The organism is Desulforamulus aeronauticus DSM 10349 (assembly GCF_900142375.1).
Lineage (GTDB): Bacteria > Bacillota > Desulfotomaculia > Desulfotomaculales > Desulfotomaculaceae > Desulfotomaculum > Desulfotomaculum aeronauticum.
The window spans coordinates 83,044-106,633 of the sequence record NZ_FRAR01000014.1 but is presented as its reverse complement, the minus strand read 5'-3'; the positions used below and the strand labels follow the sequence as shown (position 1 = coordinate 106,633).

27 protein-coding genes are annotated in these 23,590 nt (G+C 45.3%); 23 read left to right on the top strand and 4 right to left on the bottom strand.

Translation table 11 applies throughout. The features are described from left to right. Window positions 1-15 precede the first annotated feature (15 nt). From BUA78_RS09750 to aroH, 5 genes are all read left to right on the top strand, one after another. Complete coding sequence (locus BUA78_RS09750; protein ID WP_072913817.1) at window positions 16-255, top strand: hypothetical protein; 240 nt, start codon at window positions 16-18, stop codon at window positions 253-255. A 70-nt stretch (window positions 256-325) separates the two neighbouring features. Then, the gene (locus BUA78_RS09745) at window positions 326-784 is read left to right on the top strand and encodes a hypothetical protein (protein ID WP_072913815.1); all 459 of its coding nucleotides are present in this window, start codon (window positions 326-328) and stop codon (window positions 782-784) included. Window positions 785-839: 55 nt separating this feature from the next. Next, window positions 840-1,298, top strand: coding sequence for a hypothetical protein (locus tag BUA78_RS09740; RefSeq protein WP_072913814.1), 459 nt, complete (start codon window positions 840-842; stop codon window positions 1,296-1,298). Between the two features lie 128 nt (window positions 1,299-1,426). Beyond that, window positions 1,427-1,849 (top strand): HutP family protein, encoded by a 423-nt coding sequence (locus tag BUA78_RS09735; protein ID WP_072913811.1) that lies wholly within the window; start codon window positions 1,427-1,429, stop codon window positions 1,847-1,849. 19 nt (window positions 1,850-1,868) lie between these two features. Next, complete coding sequence (gene aroH, locus BUA78_RS09730; RefSeq protein WP_072913809.1) at window positions 1,869-2,234, top strand: chorismate mutase; 366 nt, start codon at window positions 1,869-1,871, stop codon at window positions 2,232-2,234. A gap of 89 nt (window positions 2,235-2,323) precedes the next feature. On the opposite strand, the gene BUA78_RS09725 is transcribed toward aroH, so the two are convergent. After that, window positions 2,324-3,514 (bottom strand): pyridoxal phosphate-dependent aminotransferase, encoded by a 1,191-nt coding sequence (locus BUA78_RS09725; RefSeq protein ID WP_072913806.1) that lies wholly within the window; start codon window positions 3,512-3,514, stop codon window positions 2,324-2,326. A gap of 263 nt (window positions 3,515-3,777) precedes the next feature. On the opposite strand from BUA78_RS09725, the gene aroF reads away from it, so the two are divergent. The 6 genes from aroF to BUA78_RS09695 all read left to right on the top strand — a co-directional run bounded on the left by aroF (window position 3,778) and on the right by BUA78_RS09695 (window position 10,446). Further along, a complete protein-coding gene (aroF, locus tag BUA78_RS09720) occupies window positions 3,778-4,794 on the top strand; it encodes a 3-deoxy-7-phosphoheptulonate synthase (RefSeq protein ID WP_072913804.1) in 1,017 nt (338 codons plus the stop codon). Beyond that, on the top strand, window positions 4,795-5,670 hold the full coding sequence (locus tag BUA78_RS09715; RefSeq protein WP_072913801.1) for a prephenate dehydrogenase: 876 nt from the start codon (window positions 4,795-4,797) through the stop codon (window positions 5,668-5,670). 81 nt (window positions 5,671-5,751) lie between these two features. After that, complete coding sequence (gene aroA, locus BUA78_RS09710; protein ID WP_072913799.1) at window positions 5,752-7,041, top strand: 3-phosphoshikimate 1-carboxyvinyltransferase; 1,290 nt, start codon at window positions 5,752-5,754, stop codon at window positions 7,039-7,041. A 112-nt stretch (window positions 7,042-7,153) separates the two neighbouring features. Further along, entirely contained in the window at window positions 7,154-7,822 is a 669-nt protein-coding gene (gene cmk / locus BUA78_RS09705; RefSeq protein ID WP_072913797.1) for a (d)CMP kinase, read from the top strand. Between the two features lie 9 nt (window positions 7,823-7,831). Then, complete coding sequence (locus BUA78_RS09700; protein ID WP_072913795.1) at window positions 7,832-8,410, top strand: lysophospholipid acyltransferase family protein; 579 nt, start codon at window positions 7,832-7,834, stop codon at window positions 8,408-8,410. A 14-nt stretch (window positions 8,411-8,424) separates the two neighbouring features. Then, window positions 8,425-10,446, top strand: a complete 2,022-nt coding sequence (locus BUA78_RS09695; RefSeq protein WP_072913793.1) for a bifunctional 4-hydroxy-3-methylbut-2-enyl diphosphate reductase/30S ribosomal protein S1 — start codon at window positions 8,425-8,427, stop codon at window positions 10,444-10,446. Window positions 10,447-10,697: 251 nt separating this feature from the next. Here the strand turns inward: BUA78_RS09695 and BUA78_RS09690 are convergent, their stop codons facing one another. Next, a complete protein-coding gene (locus BUA78_RS09690; RefSeq protein ID WP_139257315.1) occupies window positions 10,698-11,141 on the bottom strand; it encodes a MerR family transcriptional regulator in 444 nt (147 codons plus the stop codon). 174 nt (window positions 11,142-11,315) lie between these two features. On the opposite strand from BUA78_RS09690, the gene BUA78_RS09685 reads away from it, so the two are divergent. The 12 genes from BUA78_RS09685 to BUA78_RS09625 all read left to right on the top strand — a co-directional run bounded on the left by BUA78_RS09685 (window position 11,316) and on the right by BUA78_RS09625 (window position 22,179). Continuing rightward, on the top strand, window positions 11,316-12,488 hold the full coding sequence (locus BUA78_RS09685; RefSeq protein ID WP_072913789.1) for an iron-containing alcohol dehydrogenase: 1,173 nt from the start codon (window positions 11,316-11,318) through the stop codon (window positions 12,486-12,488). Between the two features lie 20 nt (window positions 12,489-12,508). Beyond that, entirely contained in the window at window positions 12,509-13,093 is a 585-nt protein-coding gene (locus BUA78_RS09680; RefSeq protein ID WP_072913787.1) for a sugar O-acetyltransferase, read from the top strand. After that, window positions 13,093-13,632, top strand: a complete 540-nt coding sequence (locus BUA78_RS09675) for a flavodoxin family protein (RefSeq protein ID WP_072913784.1) — start codon at window positions 13,093-13,095, stop codon at window positions 13,630-13,632. Before BUA78_RS09680 ends, BUA78_RS09675 begins: the two co-directional genes overlap by 1 nt. Further along, window positions 13,632-14,234 (top strand): cyclophilin-like fold protein, encoded by a 603-nt coding sequence (locus BUA78_RS20640; protein ID WP_238456786.1) that lies wholly within the window; start codon window positions 13,632-13,634, stop codon window positions 14,232-14,234. The genes BUA78_RS09675 and BUA78_RS20640 overlap by 1 nt, the downstream gene beginning before the upstream one ends. A gap of 279 nt (window positions 14,235-14,513) precedes the next feature. Further along, on the top strand, window positions 14,514-15,302 hold the full coding sequence (locus BUA78_RS09660) for a DUF1614 domain-containing protein (RefSeq protein ID WP_072913780.1): 789 nt from the start codon (window positions 14,514-14,516) through the stop codon (window positions 15,300-15,302). Continuing rightward, window positions 15,283-16,569: a stage II sporulation protein P gene (gene spoIIP / locus BUA78_RS09655; protein ID WP_072913777.1), complete on the top strand. Its 1,287-nt coding sequence runs from the start codon at window positions 15,283-15,285 to the stop codon at window positions 16,567-16,569. Before BUA78_RS09660 ends, spoIIP begins: the two co-directional genes overlap by 20 nt. A 77-nt stretch (window positions 16,570-16,646) precedes the next feature. Continuing rightward, window positions 16,647-17,537, top strand: a complete 891-nt coding sequence (locus BUA78_RS09650; protein WP_072913774.1) for a YIEGIA family protein — start codon at window positions 16,647-16,649, stop codon at window positions 17,535-17,537. A gap of 22 nt (window positions 17,538-17,559) precedes the next feature. After that, window positions 17,560-17,742 (top strand): capping complex subunit for YIEGIA, encoded by a 183-nt coding sequence (locus BUA78_RS09645; RefSeq protein ID WP_072913771.1) that lies wholly within the window; start codon window positions 17,560-17,562, stop codon window positions 17,740-17,742. 62 nt (window positions 17,743-17,804) lie between these two features. Next, entirely contained in the window at window positions 17,805-19,121 is a 1,317-nt protein-coding gene (locus BUA78_RS09640) for a DUF512 domain-containing protein (RefSeq protein WP_072913769.1), read from the top strand. 61 nt (window positions 19,122-19,182) lie between these two features. Continuing rightward, window positions 19,183-20,502 carry a ribosome biogenesis GTPase Der gene (gene der / locus BUA78_RS09635; RefSeq protein ID WP_072913767.1) on the top strand — a complete coding sequence of 440 codons (1,320 nt, stop codon included), beginning with the start codon at window positions 19,183-19,185 and terminating at the stop codon, window positions 20,500-20,502. A gap of 53 nt (window positions 20,503-20,555) precedes the next feature. Beyond that, on the top strand, window positions 20,556-21,146 hold the full coding sequence (plsY, locus tag BUA78_RS09630) for a glycerol-3-phosphate 1-O-acyltransferase PlsY (protein WP_072913887.1): 591 nt from the start codon (window positions 20,556-20,558) through the stop codon (window positions 21,144-21,146). A 16-nt stretch (window positions 21,147-21,162) separates the two neighbouring features. Then, window positions 21,163-22,179 (top strand): NAD(P)H-dependent glycerol-3-phosphate dehydrogenase, encoded by a 1,017-nt coding sequence (locus BUA78_RS09625; RefSeq protein WP_072913766.1) that lies wholly within the window; start codon window positions 21,163-21,165, stop codon window positions 22,177-22,179. Window positions 22,180-22,282: 103 nt separating this feature from the next. On the opposite strand, the gene BUA78_RS09620 is transcribed toward BUA78_RS09625, so the two are convergent. Both BUA78_RS09620 and BUA78_RS09615 read right to left on the bottom strand, forming a co-directional pair. Next, window positions 22,283-22,675, bottom strand: coding sequence for a HEPN domain-containing protein (locus tag BUA78_RS09620; protein WP_072913765.1), 393 nt, complete (start codon window positions 22,673-22,675; stop codon window positions 22,283-22,285). After that, window positions 22,672-23,004 (bottom strand): nucleotidyltransferase domain-containing protein, encoded by a 333-nt coding sequence (locus tag BUA78_RS09615; protein ID WP_072913762.1) that lies wholly within the window; start codon window positions 23,002-23,004, stop codon window positions 22,672-22,674. Before BUA78_RS09615 ends, BUA78_RS09620 begins: the two co-directional genes overlap by 4 nt. Window positions 23,005-23,590: the final 586 nt, after the last annotated feature.

Genomic DNA, 23,590 nt, shown 5'->3' with positions numbered 1-23,590 from the left:
AACGGAGGGTATGCTATGCCTTATTGTATTGCCTGTGGCAATGATAGTAGTCTAGCCTGTTCTAAATTTTCACCCAGTGCAGATACGGCTAACGCCACACCCTATGGTTTACTGGGAAATTTTGATGAGCAGGGTACTTTAGTAACCATGGAATGTCAGGGAGCCAGTTTGGATGACGCCCAGGCGGCCTTTGAAGAGCCAGATCAATATTTTGATACCTGTTCTATTTGTGGATCTCAGAAGATACGTTGGTAAGACTTAGCAGGATTTTTCCCTGCCGGAGAGAATTGTTCTAGAGTTAGGCACCGGTAGGGAGGTTTTAGGTTTGAGTATAGTTAACGAAGATATTATGTACCGGCCCTTAAAGGTTAAAGTTCGCATGGACTTTAAAGGAGTCGGCAAAACTGGGCGTTTTTTGTTTGGGGGGAAACCCAGCGACAAAGCTGCCGAAGATCTTAGGGAACAGCAGGTAGCTGTGTTTAGGAATGTTCCCATCCAGGGCATTCAGGTGGAAGATATCGATATGAGCACAGAAGTCTACATGGTGCATGATGAAATTACCGATTCAGAGGTAGCCTATGCCCCGGTGATTCTTCTATTGCGGGCAGAAACCTTAGAGGATGTTGTACGGTTTATTGCTAGAGACGATTTTCGTAAGATTGAGATTATCGATCCGCCCAACATGTCCCTCAGTAGATATGATGTAGAGAGGTTGTTATTTAGAGTGGCAGAGGAAATGAGAGTTTATCGCAGCCTATTGGAACGAAGGATGAATAACCGCTAACAAATGGTATAATTTAACATATCGCCGCATAGCTTTTTGGATAGGAGGCGGTGGTATGAAAAATGGACAATATAGATACAAAAAAATAGCGGAAAAACTGTTGTTAGCAGTTATTATTTCAGCAACAGTATTTCTGTTCTTTTACCAGACCATGTTGGCGGGGTCACCTCTGAGTCAAGTTATTCATAGGGTCGGGTCTGATGCTGAGCAGGTAATAGGTCCTGTTACTGACCAAAGAGAAACCATTATTCTGCAATTAGTTAATTTTTCTACTCTACCGAAGGCTAAAATACTGATAAACGGCCAATGTCAGGGGGATTTTACCCATCCTTATGTCACCCTAGCTGTGTCCGAGGGGGACACCATTGAAGTGGATAGCACATTTTATGAACATCCCATCGTCGTAAAGATATTAGATAGTTCCAAAGCGCTTCAAAAACCTGCCAAGGGAATGGATTTCACCGGTCAAAAAACAATTATTACCATTGGTAAAGTAGAGCTGTCAGAGAATTAAACAGAGGTTGCAGTTGAAAACTACATGTGAGCAGGTAGCCTGGCGTGGACTTTATCAAGCCTTTTGTATGTTTTTTCAAATGATATAATAAAATCTAGTTATTTTTGATCATTTAGGAGGTTTTTTGCTTGGTTCTCCACGGAAGTAGAAAAGTAGCCAGGGTCGCCATTGAGATGGCCATGACTGAAACCAGGGAACAAGAGAAGGAATATAAATCCAAGTTCTTATATGACGGAATTCGTACTGCTGCAGTAGACTATGGTGGAGATTTTATTTCATCAGTGAACCGTATTATCGAAAGGGCAGTTGTGGCTGCTAAAAGGGAAGGCGTTATCAAAGAAGTGCACGCTGATGAAGGGGCTGTGGCTGGTGCCACTCGAGAAGCCCTTTCCATGGTTATGCCCAAGGCAGTAGGTTTAAATGTAGGTGGTAAGATTGGCATAGCCCGGCAGAATGACCACATCAGTGTAGCCGTGTTCTTTGGAGTGGGACTATTGCATTTAGACGAAGTGGCTATTGGTTTAGGACATAGAGCGGTATCCAGTCTGTAGAACGGGAGGTATTTGAGGGATGGCCTTTGTCAGAGGCATTCGGGGAGCCATTACGGTAGAACAGAATGACAGTAAAGAAATTACGGAAGCAACCCAAGAGTTATTGCGGACTATTATAGAACGCAATCAATTAGTGTTAGAGGATGTAGGCAGTGTTTTTTTTACGGCAACCGAGGATTTAAATGCTGAATTTCCGGCGAAGGCGGCACGAGCTATTGGCTGGGACCAGGTCCCGTTGTTTTGTGCGTTGGAATTGCCGGTAAAAGGTGCTTTAGCAAGATGCATCCGGGTATTGGTTCAGGTCAATACAAATAAATCGCAAAAGGAAATAAAACATGTATATTTACGGGAAGCGGTTAGATTAAGACCGGATTTAGTTGGCTAATTTTAGAGGCCGAGGGAAACCTCGGCCTCTTAATTTTCGGTTACCATAACAAAACCAGGCACGATATTTTCGGCCTGGTTTTATCTTACTTATTTTATCATACCCAAATCCTGAGCTAACGCAGTCCAGGCGGGAAGCGATCTTTGGATAATAGCCAGATCAATACAATAGGCAATTCGGAAGTAGCCAGGAGCCCCAAAGCCACCGCCCGGAACCAATAAGATATTGTATTTCAGAGCCCTTTGAATAAACTCCAGGTCATCTGGCAGGGGTGATTTGGGAAATAGGTAAAAGGCCCCGGCGGGTTTAATTAACTCAAAACCGAGGGAAGTTAAATGATTGTACAGCACATCCCGCTTTTCTTGATATTCCGCAATATTTACAGTTTCCTGCTGCAGACCGGCTACTAGGCGCTGCATCAAGGCAGGGGCATTAACAAAGCCCAGGGTACGGTTGCAGAAGATCAGGCCATTGACGAGAGTTTCTACCCCTGCGATACGGGGGTTGACTGCGATATAGCCAATTCGTTCACCAGGCAAAGCTAAATCCTTACTGTGTGAGGTAACCATCAGGGCGTTGGTAATGAATTTAAAAACAGAGGGAACTTCGGCCCCATCATAGACAATTTTGGCGTAGGGCTCGTCCGACAAGACAAAGATAGGACGTCCTAGTTCTCGAGATTTTTTCTCTAATAGTTGTCCAAGTTTTGTTAAGATATCTTCTGAGTAAATGACCCCGGTGGGGTTGTTGGGAGAATTAATGATAATTGCACGGGTTTTAGGATTGATCGCCGCCTCAATGGCAGGAAGATCCGGTAAGAATTGTTCGTCGGTGGGGACAACTTTCAGTACACCACCATGGTTGTCTACATAAAAGCCATACTCCACAAAGTAAGGAGAGAGAGCAATAACCTCATCACCGGGATTTAAAATAGCCTTTAAAACAACATTTAAGCCGCCGCCGGCCCCTACTGTCATTACCACATGATCGGCTGTCAAGGACAGGCCGGATTGTTCCGAGAGCACTTCTGCTACGGCAGTCCGGGTTTCAGGGTAACCGGCATTGCTCATATAGCGATGCATGCCGGGAATAGGGTTTATAGCCAACTGTTTTAATGCTTCTCTGAATTTTTCCGGAGGGTCCACCGAAGGATTGCCAATGGTAAAATCAAATATTTTATCCGCACCGTGAATCCTAGCTAGGCGGTCACCTTCCTCAAACATTTTCCTAATATAGGAACCACTTCCTAAACAGGATGCAACCTTATCAGATAACAGCATAGATACGCTCCTTTCAGATTACTGTTATTTTTATTGTAGCACATTTTTCTCTAATTGCCATTTTGTCCAAGGAATGATAACATATTTTTTGTAGCATGGTTTTTTATTTTTGTAGGATGGTAGTACGGTAGAGGAGGGATATCTATGTCTAATTGGCTAAAATGACACTCGTTTATTGGGTGTTTTTTGTGTTTTGTAAGTGACTTCTTTTAGGGTATATTAGTATGGTAGGGGCCCGAGGCGTGGGCAGAAGGAGGAGTATTATGATTGTGATTATGCAGCCGAGAGCAGATGAAAATAAAATTAAAGCGGTAGTAAACCGATTGGATAAGGCAGGTTTCCAAATCCATCTTTCCCAGGGGGTAGAACAGACCATTATTGGTGCCATTGGAGATAAAACCAGAATGGGAGATTTAGCCCTGGAGGCCATGCAGGGGGTGGAAAGAATTGTTCCCATTCTGCAGCCCTATAAACTTGCCAGCAGAGCCTTTAAAGAGCAGGACACGATTATTCAGATAGATGACATTACCATTGGTGGAGAACAAATTCATATTATGGCTGGCCCTTGTGCGGTAGAGAGCCGCGAGCAATTGTTTGAAGCAGCCGATATTGTTAAAGCCGCAGGCGCCACCTTATTAAGGGGCGGGGCTTTTAAACCACGTACCTCTCCCTATGCCTTTCAAGGTTTGGAAGAGCAAGGACTGAAATATTTGGCTGAAGCCCGGGAAAGAACAGGTCTAAAAATTGTTACGGAAGTGATGGATGCTAATACTTTACCGATGGTGGCTGAATATGCGGATATTCTGCAAATTGGTACTCGCAATATGCAAAATTTCTTCCTGCTGCGAGAAGTGGCCAAGATGGATAAGCCAGTGCTTTTAAAGCGGGGGTCTTCGGCAACCATTGAAGAATGGTTGATGGCCGCTGAATACATTATGGCTGGTGGCAATTACAATGTAATTTTATGTGAACGAGGCATTCGTACCTATGAAAACTACACCCGGAACACTCTGGATTTGTCAGCAATTCCAGTAGTGAAACACCTATCACACCTACCGGTTATCGTCGACCCCAGCCATGCCTTAGGCAAATGGAAATTTGTGCCCCCCATGGCCGCTGCAGCAGTGACCGCCGGGGCTGACGGGTTGTTAATCGAGGTCCATCCCAACCCATCAGAAGCTCTCTGTGATGGCCCCCAATCGCTGACACCGGAGAATTTCCAGGCTCTGATGAAGGACTTAGGGAAAATAGCAGATGCAGTGGGGAGAAGGATGGGGTAAGTGTTCAATAAAATCGTCATTGCCGGTGTTGGACTCATTGGTGGGTCCCTTGGTTTAGCCTTATGTAAACGCAATTTGGCCAATGAAGTGGTTGGAGTGGAAGCTAATAAGGATAATCTTGACCTGGCGATTCGAGTAGGCGCTGTGCATAGCGGAGCAACCCTGGCCGAAGCATTAGTCGGGGCCGAACTACTAATTTTAGCGACCCCCATTGGGGTGGCCTTGGGCGTTCTGGAGATGGCGTTGCCTTATCTAAGTAAGGGCACTATCGTGACAGATGTGGGAAGTGTCAAGGGGCGTTTGGTGGAACGGGCAGAGGCCATGTTACCGGCAGGAATACATTTTGTCGGGGGCCATCCCATGGCAGGATTGGAAGTTGCGGGGGTGGCTGGTGCCCGGGAGGATTTGTTTGAGGGAGCTTCTTATCTCTTAACCCCTACAGAAAGAACTGATAGGGTGGCCTTAACTAGGTTAAAGCAACTTATCGAGGGCTTAGGGGCCAAGCCGATGGAATTGGCCTATCAGGAGCATGACCAGGCAGTGGCGATCATTAGTCATCTGCCCCATCTACTAGCGGCTGCACTGGTTAATACCGTTTCTGCTGATACCAAGGAACAGCTTCTATTGGATCTAGCCGCCGGGGGTTTTCGAGATACTACCAGAATTGCAGCTTCTAATCCCATGATGTGGCGGGATATTCTGTTAACCAACCGCTCCCAAGTACTGGAGGCTATTGAAAAATTTCGCGAGCAACTTAATCTAATAGAGCAGGGTATGCTCCGGTTTGATTCGGAATTGTTGGTGGGTTCCTTGACCCGGGCGCAAAATGTAAGAAGTACTTTGCCGGAAAATAGAAAGTACTGTTTGAGAAAATAAGAAGAAATTGATTAGCCATTAGCCTTGGTTTTTAAGGGCCAATGGCTAATGGTCCTTAGTAACGTGTGGGGTGGGGTGAAAATGAAGCTGATCATTAATCCGATTAAACAACTAAAAGGCCAAATGACCTGCCCTGGTGATAAATCCATCTCTCATCGGGCGGTTATGTTGGGAGCTTTGGCTAAAGGCACCACCGTGGTGGATAATTTTCTAATGGGTGAAGATTGCCTAGCTACGGTGCAATGCTTTAAAGAAATGGGAGTGCATATAGAAGGGCCGGTGGACGGTAAACTAACCATTCATGGGGTAGGCTTAGATGGTCTAAAGGAACCGGCGAGGATACTGGATGCAGGTAACTCTGGTACGACGACCCGTCTGTTGTTGGGGATTTTAGCCGGTCAACCCTTTTGCAGTATACTTACCGGGGATGATTCCCTGATTAAGCGTCCGATGGCCAGAGTCACCACACCTCTGACCCAAATGGGTGCGGTATTTTTAGGACGTCAGGATAACAACCTGCTGCCTCTGGCTGTACGGGGTGGGACACTAAAACCGATTGAATTTATTTCGCCGGTAGCCAGTGCTCAAATGAAATCGGCAGTACTTTTGGCGGGGTTATTTGCAGAAGGGGAAACCTCTGTTCGTGAACCAGCGATCAGTCGTGACCATACCGAGAGAATGCTGAGGCATTTTGGTGCAGAGGTGAAGGTGTCCGACCAAACAGTTACGGTGCAAGGTCGTCCCAGATTGGCTGGTGTTCGATTTACTGTGCCAGGAGATATTTCCTCCGCAGCCTTTTTTATGGTTGCTGCTGCTATTGTTCCTGGATCTGAAGTAACCATTCAGGGGGTGGGAATTAACCCCACTCGGGATGGGATCTTGGAGGTGTTGCAACAAATGGGGGCTCAGCTTCAGATTGGTAACCGGCGTTATCAGGGTGAAGAACCGGTGGCCGATATCAAGATTTGTGGCGGAGAACTGCGAAGTACTCAAATATACGGCACACTGATACCTAGACTAATCGACGAAATACCAATTTTAGCAGTGGCAGCTGCCTACGCCCAGGGGACGACAGTCATCAGAGATGCTGCTGAGCTAAAGGTGAAGGAAAGTAACCGTATTGCTGCGGTGGCGGCGGAACTCCGGAAATTCGGGGTTATGATTGAAGAATTGCCCGATGGCTTGGTGATCCAGGGGGGAACCCCTTTAACCGGAGCCAGCTGCCGCAGCTACGGAGATCATCGCATAGCCATGGCCATGGCGGTGGCCGGTCTGTCTGCCCGGAGCCAAACCATCATTGAAGATGCTGGGTGTGTTGACGTCAGTTTCCCGGGCTTCGGAGATGCATTAAAAAGTTTAACGGTAGAATAATAACCGCTAGAGACTTCTCTAGCGGCTTTTTAATTGCAAAAAAAGGTATTTTTGGTCCAATGTCGAAAGACCTATAAGACATTGTCTAGGTTTACTTATTGGAGGTTATGGTTTGCTGGATAGAAGAAGTATTGCCATTGACGGACCGGCGGGAGCTGGCAAAAGTACGGTGGCTAAGTTAGTGGCACAAAGGTTAAAGCTTATCTACATAGACACAGGTGCCATGTATCGTGCTATTACTTTAAAGGCTTTACGGGAAAAATTAGATCTACAGGATCAGATGAGCCTAACTCAGTTGGCTAAAGAAACAACCATTCAGTTAGTGGCAGGGTTGCAGCAAAGGGTATTGCTGGATGGAGAAGATGTAACCGAAGAAATTCGCTCACCTGAAGTTACCGGGCAGGTATCCACAGTGGCTCAAATTGTCGGTGTTCGGGATGTTATGGTGAAACAGCAAAGACAGATGGCCAAAGAATTTGGCGTAGTGATGGATGGACGAGATATTGGCACAGTGGTATTGCCCGATGCCGGCGCGAAGTTTTTTCTCACAGCTTCTGCAGAGGAGAGAGCCTGCCGACGAGCTAAAGAATTAGTAGATAAAGGTTATACTATTGATATTAAAAAACTGACCAAGGAAATTGAAGAGAGAGATTATATGGATAGCAACCGAGCGGTGTCACCCTTGGTGCCCGCACAGGATGCTATTACCATTGACAGTTCGGGGATGACCGTTGAAGAGGTGGTTACTACCATTATTGCATTGATCGAAAAGGGGAAGTAGGAGGAAACCATGTTTTACACAGTTATCCGTGCGATTATTCGCTGTTTACTGCCTATCTGGCGCAGGTGGGAAGTAATCGGGATTGATCGTTTACCTAATACGGGTGGGGTGGTGGTGGTTAGTAATCACACCAGCAATCTGGACCCAGTGGTAGTAGGTTGTGCGTTAACCAGACGTATTCACTTTATGGCGAAACAAGAATTATTCCAGAATCCTATTCTGGCTTATATCATTAGATTATTGGGTGCCTTTCCAGTAAATCGGGAAAAGTCCGACCGCAATGCGATCCGCAAGGCGTTAGAATTACTTCAGGAGGGTCAGATGATTGGCATCTTCCCGGAAGGAACCCGCAGTAAGAGCGGAGAGTTGCAAAAGCCTCAAATTGGAGCCGCCATGTTGGCTACCAAAGCGAATGCACCTATTCTACCCATGGCACTTAAAGGTACCAGGGGTTTGTTTGGGAAAGTAACTGTCTTGGTGGGAGAACCCATTTACCTACCCGAATTATGGAGCAGTCGTCCTGGAAAAGAGGAGCTGGAGGTTCTCAGCAAGCGGGTAATGGAAGAGATCGCAGAGTTAATGAAGTAGTGGAGGGTGATGTTTTGCAAGTTAAGGTAGCCAATAAGGCAGGTTTTTGCTATGGTGTAAAGCGGGCCCTCGACTTAGCCTTAACGGAGGCTTCAAATAATGCTGGGCCCATCTACACGCTAGGTCCTCTCATCCATAACCCGCAGGTTGTCAGAGACCTGGCTCTGCAGGGTATTCAAGAATTAAGTGATCTTGATCAGGCCGAAGGTGGCACCGTAATTATTCGCTCCCATGGAGTAGGGCCGGAAGTACTGGAAAAATCGGAGCAAAAGAAAATTAAGCTTCTGGATGCAACCTGTCCCTTTGTAGCCAGGGCTCAAAAATATGCCCGTGAAATGACGGAAGAAGGTATTCCTGTATATATTCTTGGTGATCCCGGACATCCTGAGGTTCAAGGGATTTTAGGCTGGACCAAAGGAAAAGGTATCGTGGTAGAAAGTGCTGATGAAATAAGTCGGGTGGAACATCCTCGGGTAGGGGTGGTGGCACAAACAACCCAGCCGCTGACCAACTACCAACGATTGGTGGAAGCCTTTCAGAAACAAGGAGTCGAAGTGGATGCCCGTAACACCATTTGTCATGCCACCGGAGAGCGCCAGCAAGCCGCCTGGGAGTTGGCTCAAGAAGTGGATGTGGTAGTGGTAGTTGGAGGAAAGACAAGTGCCAATACAAAAAAATTAGCCAAACTTTGCGAAGAGACCGGAACTCCCACCTATCATATAGAGTCTGCAGAGGAACTGCGACAGGAGTGGTTTAGGGACTGCCGGAAGGTTGGGCTAACAGCGGGCGCTTCAACACCTGACGCAATTATAGAGGAGGTTAAAAGAAGGATGAGTGAACTGGATCAAATGACTAATGGCGATGAAGCAATGGACCCAGCAATGGAGGTAAAATCCCCTAGAACCGGTGAGCTGGTTAAGGGTGTTGTGGTTCAAGTGAGCAACGATGAAGTGCTGGTGGATATCGGGGCGAAGTCTGAAGGTGTAATACCCCGTAAGGAATTGGCCTTTTATGGTGTAGACAATCCCCATGATTTGGTAAAATTAGGGGATGAAATAGAGTGTGTTGTAATTAAAGCCGAAGATAATGAAGGGAAGATCCTTTTATCCAAGACACGGGCTGATGCTGAAAAAGCCTGGGATAATTTGGAACAGGCAATGGAAAATGGTACTATTATCAAAGGTACTGTTCGTGAAGTAGTAAAAGGTGGCTTACTGGTGGATGTTGGGGTGCGTGCTTTTATGCCTGCTTCCCTGGTGGAACGAGGTTATATTGATGACCTAGCCAAATTTCTGAACCAGGAAGTGGAAGTAAGAATTATTGAAATGGTTAAAGCCCGTAAGAAGGTAGTTGTATCCCGCAAGGTTGTTCTAGAAGAACAAAATGCCCGTAAACGTGAAGAACTGCTGGCTACTCTGCAGGAAGGGCAGGTTGTTAAAGGGACTGTTCGCCGTTTAACTAATTTTGGTGCTTTCGTAGATCTGGGAGGGTTGGATGGCTTACTGCACATCTCTGAAATGAGTTGGCAGCGCATTAACCACCCACAGGAAGTGGTTAAAGTAGGCGATGAACTGGAAGTTGCCGTCCTTAAGGTGGATCGGGAGAACGAAAAAATTTCTCTGGGTCTAAAACAAGTATTACCGAATCCTTGGGATACCATTGAAGAAAAATACCCAGTAGAAAATATATTCCCGGCTAAGGTTGTTCGGTTAGCTCCCTTTGGTGCCTTTGTTCAATTAGAGCCAGGCATTGAAGGATTGGTACACATCTCTCACTTAGCTGATCACCATGTTGAAAAGCCCGAAGATGTGGTTAAAGAAGGTGAAGAAGTAAAGGTTAAGGTACTCAGTATCGATAAAACCGAAAAACGCATTCGCCTATCCATCCGGGAAGTAAATAGTGAAGGACGTCCTGCTCGTGAGGCGCGTCCCCATAAACAGGAAGCACCGGCAGCAGAACCAGTGGCTGAGCAAATTCCTGAAGAAAAAATTACACTGGGTGATATCATTGGTGATCAATTAAAAGATCTTCAATAAATAGCAAATACCTTGTTGTACCATACCCAAACCGATACGGAAGAATTAAAACAACAAGCCCGCATGTCTGCGGGCTTGTTGTTTTAATTCTTCTGTGTTTTGTCAAGGATGTCAAATGTAACACGAATGATTAAATTTGCCGAGTAGTTGTCCACATTTCATTGCGCTACTTCCGTTAAAATCTGTTTACCGTTTAGCGAAAACGAAAACCCGTATGGATTCACTTTGTAGAAAATAAGATGGAAACTAAATCAATCGCATTTATATCTATATTTTCGGATTTCCTCCGGTATTTCTTCCACCGGCATATTTTTCGGTGTTTCCTCAGTACCAGCAGCCAGTGCTGTATCGTAGTACCAACACTTAAACTTGATGGTATTCATCGTTTTCTGCAATTCTTCCATTTGCTTTTCTACAACTTCAAGGCGCTCATAAAACATATCCCGCCGTTTTTGCAGGGAATCATCGCCTTCTTGACACCAATTCAAAAACTGTTTTATGTCTTTAATAGATAGCCCGGAAGTCTTTAAACATTCGATAATCTGAAGGGTTTCGATCTCTGTATCAGAGAACATACGAATGCCGCCATTGCTGCGTTCCATGTTCGGAAACATACCCTCACGGTCATAATAGCGCAAGGTTGAGATGGTAATACCGGTGATGTTCGCCACTTCACCGATAGAATAGGACATAATCTCTTCTCCTTTGCAAAAATAAAATATTTGATATAAGCTCTTGACCTAAACCTAACTTCAGGTTCTAGAATCAATATAAACCTTGCTATTTTATATGTCAACGTCATTCTTGAAAATCATTGAGAAGCATTGGAGACATATTAAATAAAAACGATTCAATTTAGGAGGAAAACGATGAGCTTCAATATGTATGTACCGACACGTTTTGTATTTGGAAATGGCCGCCTGGATGAACTACACCAGCAAAAAATGCCCGGTAAAAAGGCTATTCTTGCAATATCCAATGGCAAGTCCGTTCGTGAGAACGGCGTGCTTGACCGCACATTGGAGCAGCTGAAAAAGGCGGGCGTCCACGCTGCTGTGTTCAGCGGGATTGGGGCAAACCCGACCAAGACGGAGGTTATGGAGGGTGCAAAATTTGCCCGTGACAACGGCTGTGACTTTATCGTGGCTTTGGGCGGCGGCAGTGTGATGGATGCGGCCAAGGCCATTGCCATGATGGCAACCAATAATGGCGATCTATGGGATTATGTAGGAGGCAAAACAGGTAAAGGACAACCCCTTCAGCGCGATCCGCTTCCCATCGTTTGCATTACGACAACTGCCGGAACCGGCAGCGAGGCTGATCAGTGGGGTGTTGTGACCAATGAGGAAACCAATGAAAAAATTGGCGTTGGCGGGTATGATTCCACATTCCCCGTACTGTCCATCATTGACCCTGAACTAATGGTATCAGTGCCGCCAAAGTTTACTGCTTACCAAGGATTTGACGTACTGTTCCACGCTACCGAGAGCTATATTTCCACCTTTGCCAGCGCCATGAGTGATATGTACGCCCTGACAGCGATTGAGAATGTGGGAAAATATCTTGCTCGTGCAGTCAAGGACGGCAACGACATGGAAGCGCGGGAAGGTATGGCCTTTGCCAACACCCTTTCTGGTGTAGTGATGACCGTTAGCGTGACAACAGCAGAACATTCTCTGGAGCATGCCATGTCTGCCTATCATCCTGAACTGCCTCACGGTGCAGGGCTGATTATGATTTCCCAGGCATTCCACGGATTTTTCATCGAAAAGCACGCCTGCGATGATCGCTTTGTCCGCATGGCACAAGCATTAGGCATGAAGGACGCAGAGAAACCGGAGGACTTCCTCACTGCATTGACCAAGTTGCAGGAGGTCTGCGGTGTGGCTGATTTGAAGATGAGCGACTACGGTATTACTCCCGATGAATTTGACAAGCTGGCTGCCAATGCCCGTGAAGCGATGGGCGGACTATTTGCGGCCAACCCCTGTGAAATGACCCATGAGGATTGCGTAGAGGTTTTCAGAAAATCGTATCGTTGATTAACATCGGAGGGAAGCAAATGAATCTGAATGAATTCTTAGACCATCTAAACCGTGGACTTTCGGTTACTGGCGGATCGGAAGCCCATCTCTTTATGCACAAGCTGAGTCAAGAAGCTCTGCAGATTACCGCAGAGTTGAACAACACCTATCACACGCCGGAGGAAATCCGTGCTCTGATGTCTCAGCTGACCGGCAAGTCCGTAGATGAAACCTTTGCCATGTTTCCGCCCTTCTACACCGACTGCGGGAAAAATATCACCATAGGTAAAAATGTATTCATCAATTCCGGCTGTAAGTTTCAGGATCAGGGCGGCATTACCATTGGAGATGGCGCCCTGATTGGTCATAATGTGGTTCTGGCTACCCTTAACCATGATCCTGCACCGGAGAAACGTGGCACTATGCACCCGGCACCCATTATGATTGGTGAGAATGTGTGGATTGGCTCCAATGCGACGATCCTTCCCGGTGTAACCATTGGAGACGGAGCCATTATCGCCGCCGGTGCGGTGGTGACAAAGAATGTTTTAGCAAACACCATTGTGGGCGGTGTCCCGGCAAAATTGATCAAAGAAATTGATCGTCCCAAGGAGGAAAAATAGTGAGTAAAAAAGTTTTGATTATTTCCACCAGCCCCCGCAAGGGCGGCAATTCTGAAACCTTGGCTAAGGAGTTTGCCAAGGGCGCGCAGGAGGCAGGACACAGCGCAGAAATCGTTAGCCTGCATGATAAAACCATTGGTTTTTGCAAAGGCTGTCTGGCCTGTCAAAAGACCAGGCGCTGTGTCATTCATGACGATGCTGATGTCATTGCACAGAAAATGCTGACTGCCGAAGTTATTGCCTTTGCCACACCAATTTACTTTTACGAAATGAGCGGGCAGATGAAAACCATGTTAGATCGCTCCAACCCTCTGTTCCCCTCTAATTATGCTTTCCGTGACATCTATCTGCTGGCCACTGCGGCAGATGGCGAGGAAAGTGCAATGGATGGTGCAATCAAGGGCTTGCAAGGCTGGATTGATTGCTTTGGAAAAACAAGCCTGAAAGGTGCTGTGTGCGGCATCGGTGTAACAGATGTAGGGGACATCGAAGGAAAATCTGCCCTTCGGGAAGCCAACGAGTTAGGAAAGGCACTTTAATGCGGAAAATAATACCTATATTGCTTACCCTTGTGTGTATGATTGCTCTGGTTGGTTGTTCTGCGCCCCCTGTGAGTACCACTGAACCTTCTTCTACTCCGTCAAAAGCGGGCTTACAGGAGCAAGCACAACAACAGACTATTCAGACACCGTCTCCGTCATCTGTTCCTGCTCCGACCCCATCCCCATCGCCTGCTCTTATTCCGAAAGAATCGAAGCCACCAGAAAGAGCAAAAGAAGACACCACCATGCCGACTGTAAATATACAGGTTGGTAATAAAAAATTTACGGTAATCCTATCTGACAATGATTCCACACGGGCATTGTTGGATAAGATACCCCTGACTTTGAACATGGATGAACTGAATGGGAACGAAAAATTCTACTTTTTTTCAGAAAAATTCCCTACCAACAGTGAACGGGTAGGAAATATTAAGACCGGCGATTTGATGCTCTATGGCTCTGACTGTTTGGTGCTGTTCTATGAAAGCTTCCCTACTTCGTACAGCTATACAAAGCTTGGCTATGTTGAAGATGTAACCGGATTGGCGGATGCCCTTGGGAGTGGGAGTGTTCAAGTAACTTTTAGTATTGCTGACTGAATCAATATAAAGGGATAAATCATTAAAAAGTATCAACAAATTTAGCGCAAGCTCCTGGCTTGTGTTTTTTTCTGTCTATGCTGCGCAGGTTACTCTTGTTTTTGGAGGTTTTCGTGTATCCGAAGTAGCTTTTTTTATCCAGAAGGGTTGTCACTTTATTATGATGGCTAACGGTGGAAAGCTGATGGGAGTTTTCTCCCCCTTGCATATTTTGACCATTGGAGGGAAATCTATTTTTTAGATAATAACTTTTTGATCACAAATAAGGGGGGCAAGTTAATGGATCGTTTTCCACTGGGACTTATTGTTTTAATTGTTGTATCCTTACTAATTTTCTTTGGTATCTCCCAGAGGGCTTTGGACCGGATGCGATTAACAGACAAGGGAGCTTTAGCCGTAATACTGGCTATTATTGTTGGTAGTTTTATTGATATTCCGATTCCGGGTGCTAGGGTTCCTTTGGAAATCAATGTTGGTGGGGCTTTAGTACCAGTGGCTTTGGCCATTTACCTGCTGGTCAAAGCGGGCACAGGCAAGGAAGTTACCAGGGCGTTACTAGCCTCTTTAGTAACCTTCGGCGTAATCTGGTTTTTGAGTACTCGTGTCATGACCGGTACCACTGAACCGGCGGGAGGACTTAATTACGTAGATCCTCTTTATGTTTTTCCCATCGTAGCAGCCATTATTGCCTATGTAGCCGGACGTTCCCGGAGAAGTGCTTTTATCGGTGCCACATTAGGAGTTATTTTATGGGATGTCGCTAATTATATTTACTTTCTACAAAATAACGCCACCAATGCTCTTAAAAGCATCGGAGGTGCCGGGGCTTTTGACACTGTGGTTATTTCGGGTATTTTAGCAGTTATCTTGGCTGATTTGATTGGTGAGACCCGTGAGAGATTACAGGGTGGCCCGGCCTCGGAGGGGAAACCCGATGCTTTACTAGCGGGCTTAAGGAAGCCTGAATTTGACCGCAAAAAAGAAGCCACGAAGAGAGACGAAGAGCCAGGAAAGAACACCAGCGAGACAAGGGAGGAGGTTGACCGATTTGAAGATAAAAAGATTTAGGATCATATTTAGCATCTGTCTAATGTTGGTGGGAATTGGTATTATCAATCGGGTAAGCCTTGTCGATGTGGTACTGCCAGCTTGGAATCCAGCTTCTATTTTATCGGGACAGGGTTTGGATCATCAGGTAGGTACTGCTGTTAAGATTGTTGATAATAAAGGAAATGTCATCAGCCAGGCGTGTCAGGGTGTATCCGTGGGTGATGAGATCATAAATTCAGAAGGCAAACACTTTCGAATTACCAAGCTAGAAAAAGATCGGGCTGTTGTCAAGTCGCTGGGTATGGATCAAGAGCTACTGGCCTGGAATGAATACCTCACTGATGAGCGTCTGGCCATGGCGGCTGCCACCAGAAAAAGTGGAGCGGTAGGAATCTATCATACACATACCGATGAGTCTTATGTACCTTCCGATGGAATTGAAAGTAAACCCTTTAAAGGTGGCATTTATGATGTAGGCCAGACTTTTTCAACCCAACTTAAGGAGAAAAGTGGGGGCACTATTTTATATGATAGGACGCCCCATGATCCACATGATAATACAGCTTATCAAAGGTCAAGGCGTACTGCCACTAAGTTAATGAAGGAAAATCCTGTTGCTTTAATTGATGTCCACCGGGATGGTATACCTGATCCAGATTATTATTCAGCTAAAATCGCTGATACTAATGTAACCAAATTAAGGTTGGTAGTGGGCCGTCAAAACCCAAATATGCAAGCAAACTTAACTTTTGCCAAAAAAATGATGGCCTATGCCAACAAGGTTCATCCTGGTATTGTTAAAGAAATCTTTATGGCCAAAGGCAATTATAACCAGGATTTAATGCCTACTGCCTTATTAATCGAAGCTGGTACCCACACTAACACAAAGGGGCAGGCTGAAAGGGGAATTACCCTATTTGCCGATGCCGTACCCACTGTGCTGGGTATTGAAGGAGGGCCCACAGAGGCTCCGGGCACGAACGGTGAAAAAGGTATCACGGGCACAGGCGGCGGAGCCGAAAACAGCGGTGGCTGGAAAGCTGTCGGCTGGATATTGGGTTTAACCTTGCTATTAGGCGGTGGGTTCCTACTTATCAGCACGGGCAGCCTGAAGGGTGTGGGAGATCGTATTAATGCCTTTGGTAAAGAATTTAGCAATTATCTTGGGCCAGTCAAGAAAATGGCTGGTGGCAAGAAAAAGGCCAACAAAGGCACCAAGGGGAGCCCAAAGGATCAGGCCGACCGTGCCGCTATAGACCATAGGGATGATGTGACAGAGGATTAAAAATGGGCTGCCGCCTTCTTTAGGGGAGGCGGCAGTTTCTCAATCTTCACGGTTTGATCATCTTGAGGAGTGATTGCATGGAACCATACCTATTGGTGTCACTGACAGGAATTATTACTGGTTTTATTACACGGTTAGCCCTACTGCGGATAGATTACCGACAGTATCCTGGCTATCCTCACGGGTTTGTCACTCATTTGTCCCTGGGTTTTATAGCGGCAGCCTTAGGCGCCATTGCGGTACCAGCGTTGTTAGAACCTGACTATGCAGCCTTCACCTTCCTGGCTTTGGCGGCTCAACAATTTCGCGATATTCGCAGCATGGAAAGGCAAACCCTGGAGAGTTTGGAAGAAAGTGAATTGGTGCAGCGTGGCAAAGACTATATCGAAGGGATCGCCCGGACTTTTGAGGCGAGAAATTTTCTAGTCATGGGTACAGCCTTTATGACTTCCTTGATTACTCAATTTTTGGGTGGTATGGCAGGGATGGTATCGGGTGTGATCCTTATATTACTGAGTTTACGGTTAAAAACGGGTGACAACATTGGCAATATTTGTGAAGTAATACCCGCCAAACTGGACTTTAAAGACACCATCCTATATGTGAATCATATCAATATTATGTCGGTAGGCCTAAAATCAACCCGAGAAAAAATTTTGGAACAGGGTCTGGGGGTTCTGATAAAACCTAAAAATGATGATGCCCGCGCTACCATTCATGATATTGGTCAGCGATTGGCTATTGCGCACACCTCAGCAACAATTTTAGGTACCAAAAAGGATGTCGATTCACCGGAGTATACCCCCATGCTGAGAAAGGACCCGGATACCGGGGCAGTGGGTTTTTATATAGTTCCTAACGAACCGGACATAGAGGCACTGATTGCAGCGGTAAAGCAGGCACCGGTGTTGGAAAGCGCCGCATCTCGACCCCTTAAATCAAAAATTGGTCGTTATGCGTCGGATTAACTCCTAAGAAGGAGGCTCCATTTTGTCTAAAGGAAGCATTGTTGCAGCAGTAACCCTGAACACAGAGTACATAACAGGTGATCTTCCCATCATTGTAGCTCAGGATGAGGAAGATCGAGATAAATTGTCTCGGCATATTGCTAATATTTTACAAAGCACCATTCATGATCTAGGCAACGGAACCTTTTTGATTGTACAACGGTAGTTCTTGACTAAGATTGGCAGATGGTGGATAATTTATGAAGTACGTCCACGGGGAGATTTTACATGACTGACAACGGATTATTAATAACTGATGTAGAAGAGCAAAGCATTGCAGAGGAGCTGGGTGTTAAACCTGGTGATAGACTGCTAGCTATCAATGAGCAGCCAGTACGAGATATTTTGGATTATCGCTTTCTCTGTGCTGCGGAAGAACTGCTGGTCAAAGTGACGACCCAAGCCGGAGAGGTATGGGAACTGGAGATTGAGAAAGAGTATGAGGAAGGCCTGGGGTTGGACTTTGGGGAGCATTCCTTTGGTGCCACCAGGCTGTGTCACAATCGCTGTCTCTTTTGTTTTGTGGATCAGATGGCTCCCAAGATGCGAGAAACTCTTTATATTAAGGACGATGATTATCGTCTTTCTTTTTGGCAGGGTAATTTTGTTACTCTTACCAATGTAAAAGAGGCAGAATTACAGAGGATTGTTGATCAAAGGATGGGGCCCCTGTTTATTTCCGTACATACTACCAATCCCGAATTGCGTGCCCGTATGTTAAACAATCGTTTTGCCGGCAACATCATGGATCAACTAAGTAAGTTAGCTAAAGCAAGTATTGAGATGCATACCCAGGTGGTATTATGCCCGGATATTAACGATGGTGCAGAGCTAAAAAGGACCATCGAAGACCTGGCAGGTTTGTGGCCCGAGGTTCAGTCTATGGCGGTGGTGCCGGTGGGGGTTACCAAGTACAGACAAGGACTTTATAACCTAAGAACTTTCACCCAGTCAGAGGCTAGCCAAGTCATTGATCTGGTGGAAGGTTACCAACAAGAGTTCTTGGAGCAGTGGGGTGATTCCTTTGTCTATGCTTCAGATGAATTTTATGTAATGGCAGGAAAACCGATTCCACCCACCGAAAATTATGGTAATTTCCCCCAAACCGAAAATGGTGTTGGCCTAGCAAGATTATTTTTAGATGAATGGGATTCAATCAAGGATGATCTGCCCCGGAGAATATCCAGCAACCACAGAGTTACTCTGGTAACAGGGACCTCCGGTGCTGCTATTCTGCAACAGGTAGTAGACGGACTCAACCAAATTAAGGATTTACAGGTTGACCTGGAAGTGGTAAAAAATCAATTCTTCGGCGAGAGCGTAACTGTCACCGGGCTTTTGACCGGAGGGGATATTATTAAGGCTTTAAAAAATAAAAATCTTGGAGATGCAGTAATCTTACCCTCCGTAATGCTGCGTGACGGGGAAGAAGTGTTCCTGGATGATGTAACCGTTTCAGATGTGGCGGATAAGATTCAGACCCCAGTGGAAGTGGTGGATGGCCCCGAGAATTTGGTGGAAGTGCTACTGGGGACTAAAGCTTAAAGAAACTGGTGAAACTTTGTAGTATTATAGTAACTAAGACAGAGAGAAGGGGGAAAACCCTTTGCCGAAACCGATTATTGCTATTGTGGGTCGTCCCAATGTGGGAAAATCAAGCTTGTTTAACCGGATTGCAGGTGGCCGTATTGCCATCGTTGAAGATATGCCTGGTGTTACCCGGGATCGCCTGTATCAAGATGCCGAATGGCAAGGACGTGAATTTACTCTGGTGGATACCGGTGGCTTGGATTTTGCCGAAGACATTATTACTTCGCAAATTAGAAAACAGGCTGAAATGGCTATTGCCGAAGCTGATGCTATTTTGTTTGTGGTGGATGCCCGACAGGGAATCACCATCATTGATGAAGAGGTAGCCAAAACCCTGCGCAGAGCAGATAAACCGGTATTACTCGTAGCTAATAAAGTGGAGCACTTTGATAAAATTCCCTACTACGAATTTTATCAATTAGGTTTAGGGGAACCCATTCCGGTCTCCGCAGCCGAAGGCTTAAATACCGGTGACTTGTTAGATACCTTGGTAAGTATTTTGCCACAACCAGAGGAAGATCCCTATCCGCCGGATACCATTCGCATTGCTGTGATTGGCCGCCCCAACGTAGGTAAATCTTCTATGGTAAATGCCATTTTAGGTGAAGAGAGAGTTATTGTCAGCAATATTCCTGGCACTACCAGGGATGCCATTGATTCTCCCTTTGAGCAAAACGGTAAAAGTTATGTCATTGTGGACACGGCCGGTATGAGAAGACGCAACCGCATTGATGTACCCGCTGAAAGATATAGTGTGGTGCGGGCGTTGCGTGCGGTGGACCGCTCCGATGTAGTTTTGATGGTTTTTGATGCCACCGAGGACATTGCCGAACAGGATAAAAAAATTGTTGGTTATGCCCACGATAAAGGGAAAGCCATTATTTTAGTTATGAACAAATGGGATCTTATTGAAAAAGACGATAAGACCATGAACAAATTTGAAAAGAAGCTTAAAGCGGAGTTGGCCTTTTTACCCTACGCGCCGACAATTTTTGTTTCTGCTTTGACAAAACAACGTTTACCAAAAATTTTAGAGTTGGTGGATTTTGTAGCGGAGGAAGCCAGCAAAAGAGTTGCTACGGCAGATCTAAATAATCTTATACGTGATGCTGTGCAAGCTACCCCACCGCCTGCAGATAAGCACCGGCGGTTGAAGATATTTTATGCCACCCAGGGTGGGGTAAAGCCCCCTACCTTTATTCTCTTTGTTAATGATCCTGAATTAATGCATTTTTCCTATCAGAGATACCTGGAAAATAAAATTCGTCAAACCTATGGTTTTGAAGGTACACCCATTAGAATTTTCCTGCGACAGAGGGAAGCCAGAGATGAATAAACCGGAGTTTCCTATTTCTCTGTAGATTCGGGGGAGTAAGCTTGTTGATTGCAATGAATGTATTGATTATCGTAAGTGGTTATTTAATCGGTTCAATTCCCTTTGGTTTTTTGCTGGCACGTTTCTGGAAAGGTATTGACATACGCAAACATGGCAGTGGAAACATTGGTGCTACCAATGTTTGGCGGACACTAGGCAAAGGACCGGGCATCGTTGTTTTACTGCTAGATGCTTTAAAGGGCGTAACAGCTGTTATGCTGGCTAAACAGCTAGGAACTAATGATTTAGTTGTATTAGGAGCCGCCTTAGCCGTTATGGCGGGACATAGCTTTCCTCTGTGGCTGGGGTTTAAAGGTGGCAAGATTATTGCCACTGGTGCCGGGGCGGTGCTGGCCATTACGCCGGTCCCCCTGCTACTAGCTTTACTGGTCTGGGCTACGACGGTGGCTCTTAGTCGTTATGTTTCCTTAGGCTCTATCTTAGCGGCTATTTCTCTGCCCATTTGGGTGGCTCTTTTTGATCGTCAGCCTTCAATCCTTGTTTTTTCCTTACTGGCAGCAGGCTTTGCTGTTTGGAAACACGCCTCTAACATTAAACGCTTACTAAACGGTACAGAGTTTAGAATTGGTCAAAAGAAATCATAACATAGGGGGAATAGGAATGGCCAAAGTTGCAATTGTGGGAGCGGGCAGTTGGGCAACCGCTCTAGCCCAGGTATTGGCACAAAATGACCATTCTGTGGTTCTCTGGTCCCGCAGAAAAGAATTAGCTCATCTCATCAATGAAGGAGAGAACAGTAGGTACTTGCCGGGGATCAAACTTCACTCTGGCATAGCTGCCGATACAGATTTAGAAAAGGTTCTTCAGGGCGCTGTAGCCGTGGTCTTTAGTGTGCCTTCTCACAGTTTTCGAGAATTGCTTAAGAGTTCGCTGCCTTATTTAAAGGATGATACAGTCGTAATTAATGTGGCCAAAGGTTTAGAAGAAAGCTCCTTACTAAGACTCTCCGAAGTTTTTGCCGAAGAAGCTGGGTCAGTAGCCCTTGGACGCTATACCGTTCTTTCGGGACCTAGCCACGCTGAAGAAGTAGGGCGCAATATTCCTACTGCCTTGGTGGCGGCTTCCCAGGAAATGGCCACTGCTGAGTATGTTCAGGATTTATTTATGTCTCAGGATTTTCGGGTTTATACAAACCCCGATATCATTGGGGTAGAATTAGGTGGGGCTTTAAAAAATATTATTGCACTGGGCACCGGCATCGCCGATGGACTGGAGTTTGGAGACAATACCAAAGCCGCCATGATGACCCGGGGTCTGGCAGAAATAACTCGACTGGGATATAGTATGGGCGCCAACCTGCTGACCTTTGCGGGCTTAGCCGGGGTAGGAGACTTAATCGTGACCTGCACCAGTATGCATAGCCGTAATCGACGCTGCGGTATCGAGATCGGACGTGGTAAAACCCTCCAGCAAGCTGTGGAGAGTGTGCAAATGGTGGTAGAGGGAGTCAGAACCACCAAAGTGGCGTACCAGTTGGCCAAGAGACAGGGCGTGGAAATGCCTATCACTGATCAAACGTATAAGGTCTTGTTTGAAAACCTCTCCCCCCGGGAGGCTGTATTGAATTTAATGGGACGGGGCAAGAAGCTAGAGGTAGAAGAGATTATGCATGGTTAAACTCTGAACAGTCTATGAACCGGAAATAAAATTTACTACGAAGAAGAGCAAGAAACTACTACACTGTTTAACGAAGTAGTTTCTTGCTCTTCTATATTAATCACTATTTAAACCATTCCTTACTGATATAAGCAGCAATTTCATCCAGGAGATCCCGGACATTTTGTCGCACGGCAAGCACTTCTTGCTTTTCAAACAGAATATAGTCCTCATAATCAGCGGTAGAACGTAAATCAAAGACTTTCGTTATCGTCTTGGAAGCTTTTTTACTAAATAGGTTTGTTTTGACAAACTCTCGATTAAACAAAGAAATCACGCCACTATGTTTTGGTGAATCCAGCTCTTTGGTTGCCAACAAGGCTCTAATAGCATAAAAGGCAGCATAATAATAACGGTTGATAGCACTAGCAAAGGAATCCCTTTCCAACAACAGGTCTGCGTCCTGAAAAGTTCTCTCTGCTTTTTCAATCCGCCAAAGTACCAAGTCTTTTATCATAGCATGATTCCTTCTTCTTGCAGATTACGGAAAAAAAGACTTTGGCGAAAGGCCGGGTAACTAAATTCAATTTGGCTTTTGAGAATGATGGAAATAAACACATCATATTTTAGGTTGATGTCAACCTGTGTTTCTAAAATGAGTTCTTTTACTAGTTCACTTTTATTTTTTAAAACAATTAGTACATCAATATCTGAATCAGTAACGGCGAGGCCTTTGGCCATTGAGCCAAAAAGACGAATTTCCACAATGTCGTTTGGCAGCTTTTGGCGTAGTTCCTGGCAAAAATCATCCAGAGCTTGTGAGATGTCAACAGGTAATTGGTTCATCGAAATCCCCCCTGCCTCTTTCTATCATATTACCATTTTTTATTCTTTTAGTCACTGCAGCTTTATTGATGATAAAGAAAGATGAAAAATGTAGGTGTTTTATTAAGGAAAATATAAATTATCATTAGCTTTGCATAAAAATCCCCTCAAAATGTCAACACCCATAAAACTTGGAAAATTACCGGTTTACCATAAATATTCTTCAAAAATACAAAATCACCTTATAATTTAGATATAACAGGTAGTCCTATCCATAATCTCAAAAATAAAGGACAATTCCAAAGGGCGACGCCGTGTAGATTATGAAAGAATCTTTAAGGCAGTTAAACAGTACGAGAATGGGCAAATATCTCATCTGGATGACTTAAACGTGACCCTGTAATAGCATAGAAAGTACATTATTTGTAGATCTGTGGATAAGGATTACTTTTTATCTAGTTGTTCCTTTAGCACATAGAAGAAAAATCTAATTGGTGTATACACTCAAAATATTACATTTAATACCTAGTTTTATATTTTGTTTTTATTGCATTTTGGCCTGGGTGTGGAACGCTAGTAGAATAATCCGAAAAAATGTTATAAAATG

Excerpts from the sequence above, each read along its gene's own strand:
- BUA78_RS09750 (WP_072913817.1), top strand. The coding sequence starts at position 16 with ATGCCTTATTGTATTGCCTGTGGCAATGATAGTAGTCTAGCCTGTTCT.
- BUA78_RS09740 (WP_072913814.1), top strand. The coding sequence starts at position 840 with ATGAAAAATGGACAATATAGATACAAAAAAATAGCGGAAAAACTGTTG.
- aroH (WP_072913809.1), top strand. The coding sequence starts at position 1,869 with ATGGCCTTTGTCAGAGGCATTCGGGGAGCCATTACGGTAGAACAGAAT.
- BUA78_RS09725 (WP_072913806.1), bottom strand. The coding sequence starts at position 3,514 with ATGCTGTTATCTGATAAGGTTGCATCCTGTTTAGGAAGTGGTTCCTAT.
- aroF (WP_072913804.1), top strand. The coding sequence starts at position 3,778 with ATGATTGTGATTATGCAGCCGAGAGCAGATGAAAATAAAATTAAAGCG.
- aroA (WP_072913799.1), top strand. The coding sequence starts at position 5,752 with ATGAAGCTGATCATTAATCCGATTAAACAACTAAAAGGCCAAATGACC.
- BUA78_RS09700 (WP_072913795.1), top strand. The coding sequence starts at position 7,832 with ATGTTTTACACAGTTATCCGTGCGATTATTCGCTGTTTACTGCCTATC.
- BUA78_RS09685 (WP_072913789.1), top strand. The coding sequence starts at position 11,316 with ATGAGCTTCAATATGTATGTACCGACACGTTTTGTATTTGGAAATGGC.
- BUA78_RS09680 (WP_072913787.1), top strand. The coding sequence starts at position 12,509 with ATGAATCTGAATGAATTCTTAGACCATCTAAACCGTGGACTTTCGGTT.
- BUA78_RS20640 (WP_238456786.1), top strand. The coding sequence starts at position 13,632 with ATGCGGAAAATAATACCTATATTGCTTACCCTTGTGTGTATGATTGCT.
- BUA78_RS09660 (WP_072913780.1), top strand. The coding sequence starts at position 14,514 with ATGGATCGTTTTCCACTGGGACTTATTGTTTTAATTGTTGTATCCTTA.
- BUA78_RS09650 (WP_072913774.1), top strand. The coding sequence starts at position 16,647 with ATGGAACCATACCTATTGGTGTCACTGACAGGAATTATTACTGGTTTT.
- BUA78_RS09640 (WP_072913769.1), top strand. The coding sequence starts at position 17,805 with ATGACTGACAACGGATTATTAATAACTGATGTAGAAGAGCAAAGCATT.
- plsY (WP_072913887.1), top strand. The coding sequence starts at position 20,556 with ATGAATGTATTGATTATCGTAAGTGGTTATTTAATCGGTTCAATTCCC.
- BUA78_RS09625 (WP_072913766.1), top strand. The coding sequence starts at position 21,163 with ATGGCCAAAGTTGCAATTGTGGGAGCGGGCAGTTGGGCAACCGCTCTA.
- BUA78_RS09620 (WP_072913765.1), bottom strand. The coding sequence starts at position 22,675 with ATGATAAAAGACTTGGTACTTTGGCGGATTGAAAAAGCAGAGAGAACT.
- BUA78_RS09615 (WP_072913762.1), bottom strand. The coding sequence starts at position 23,004 with ATGAACCAATTACCTGTTGACATCTCACAAGCTCTGGATGATTTTTGC.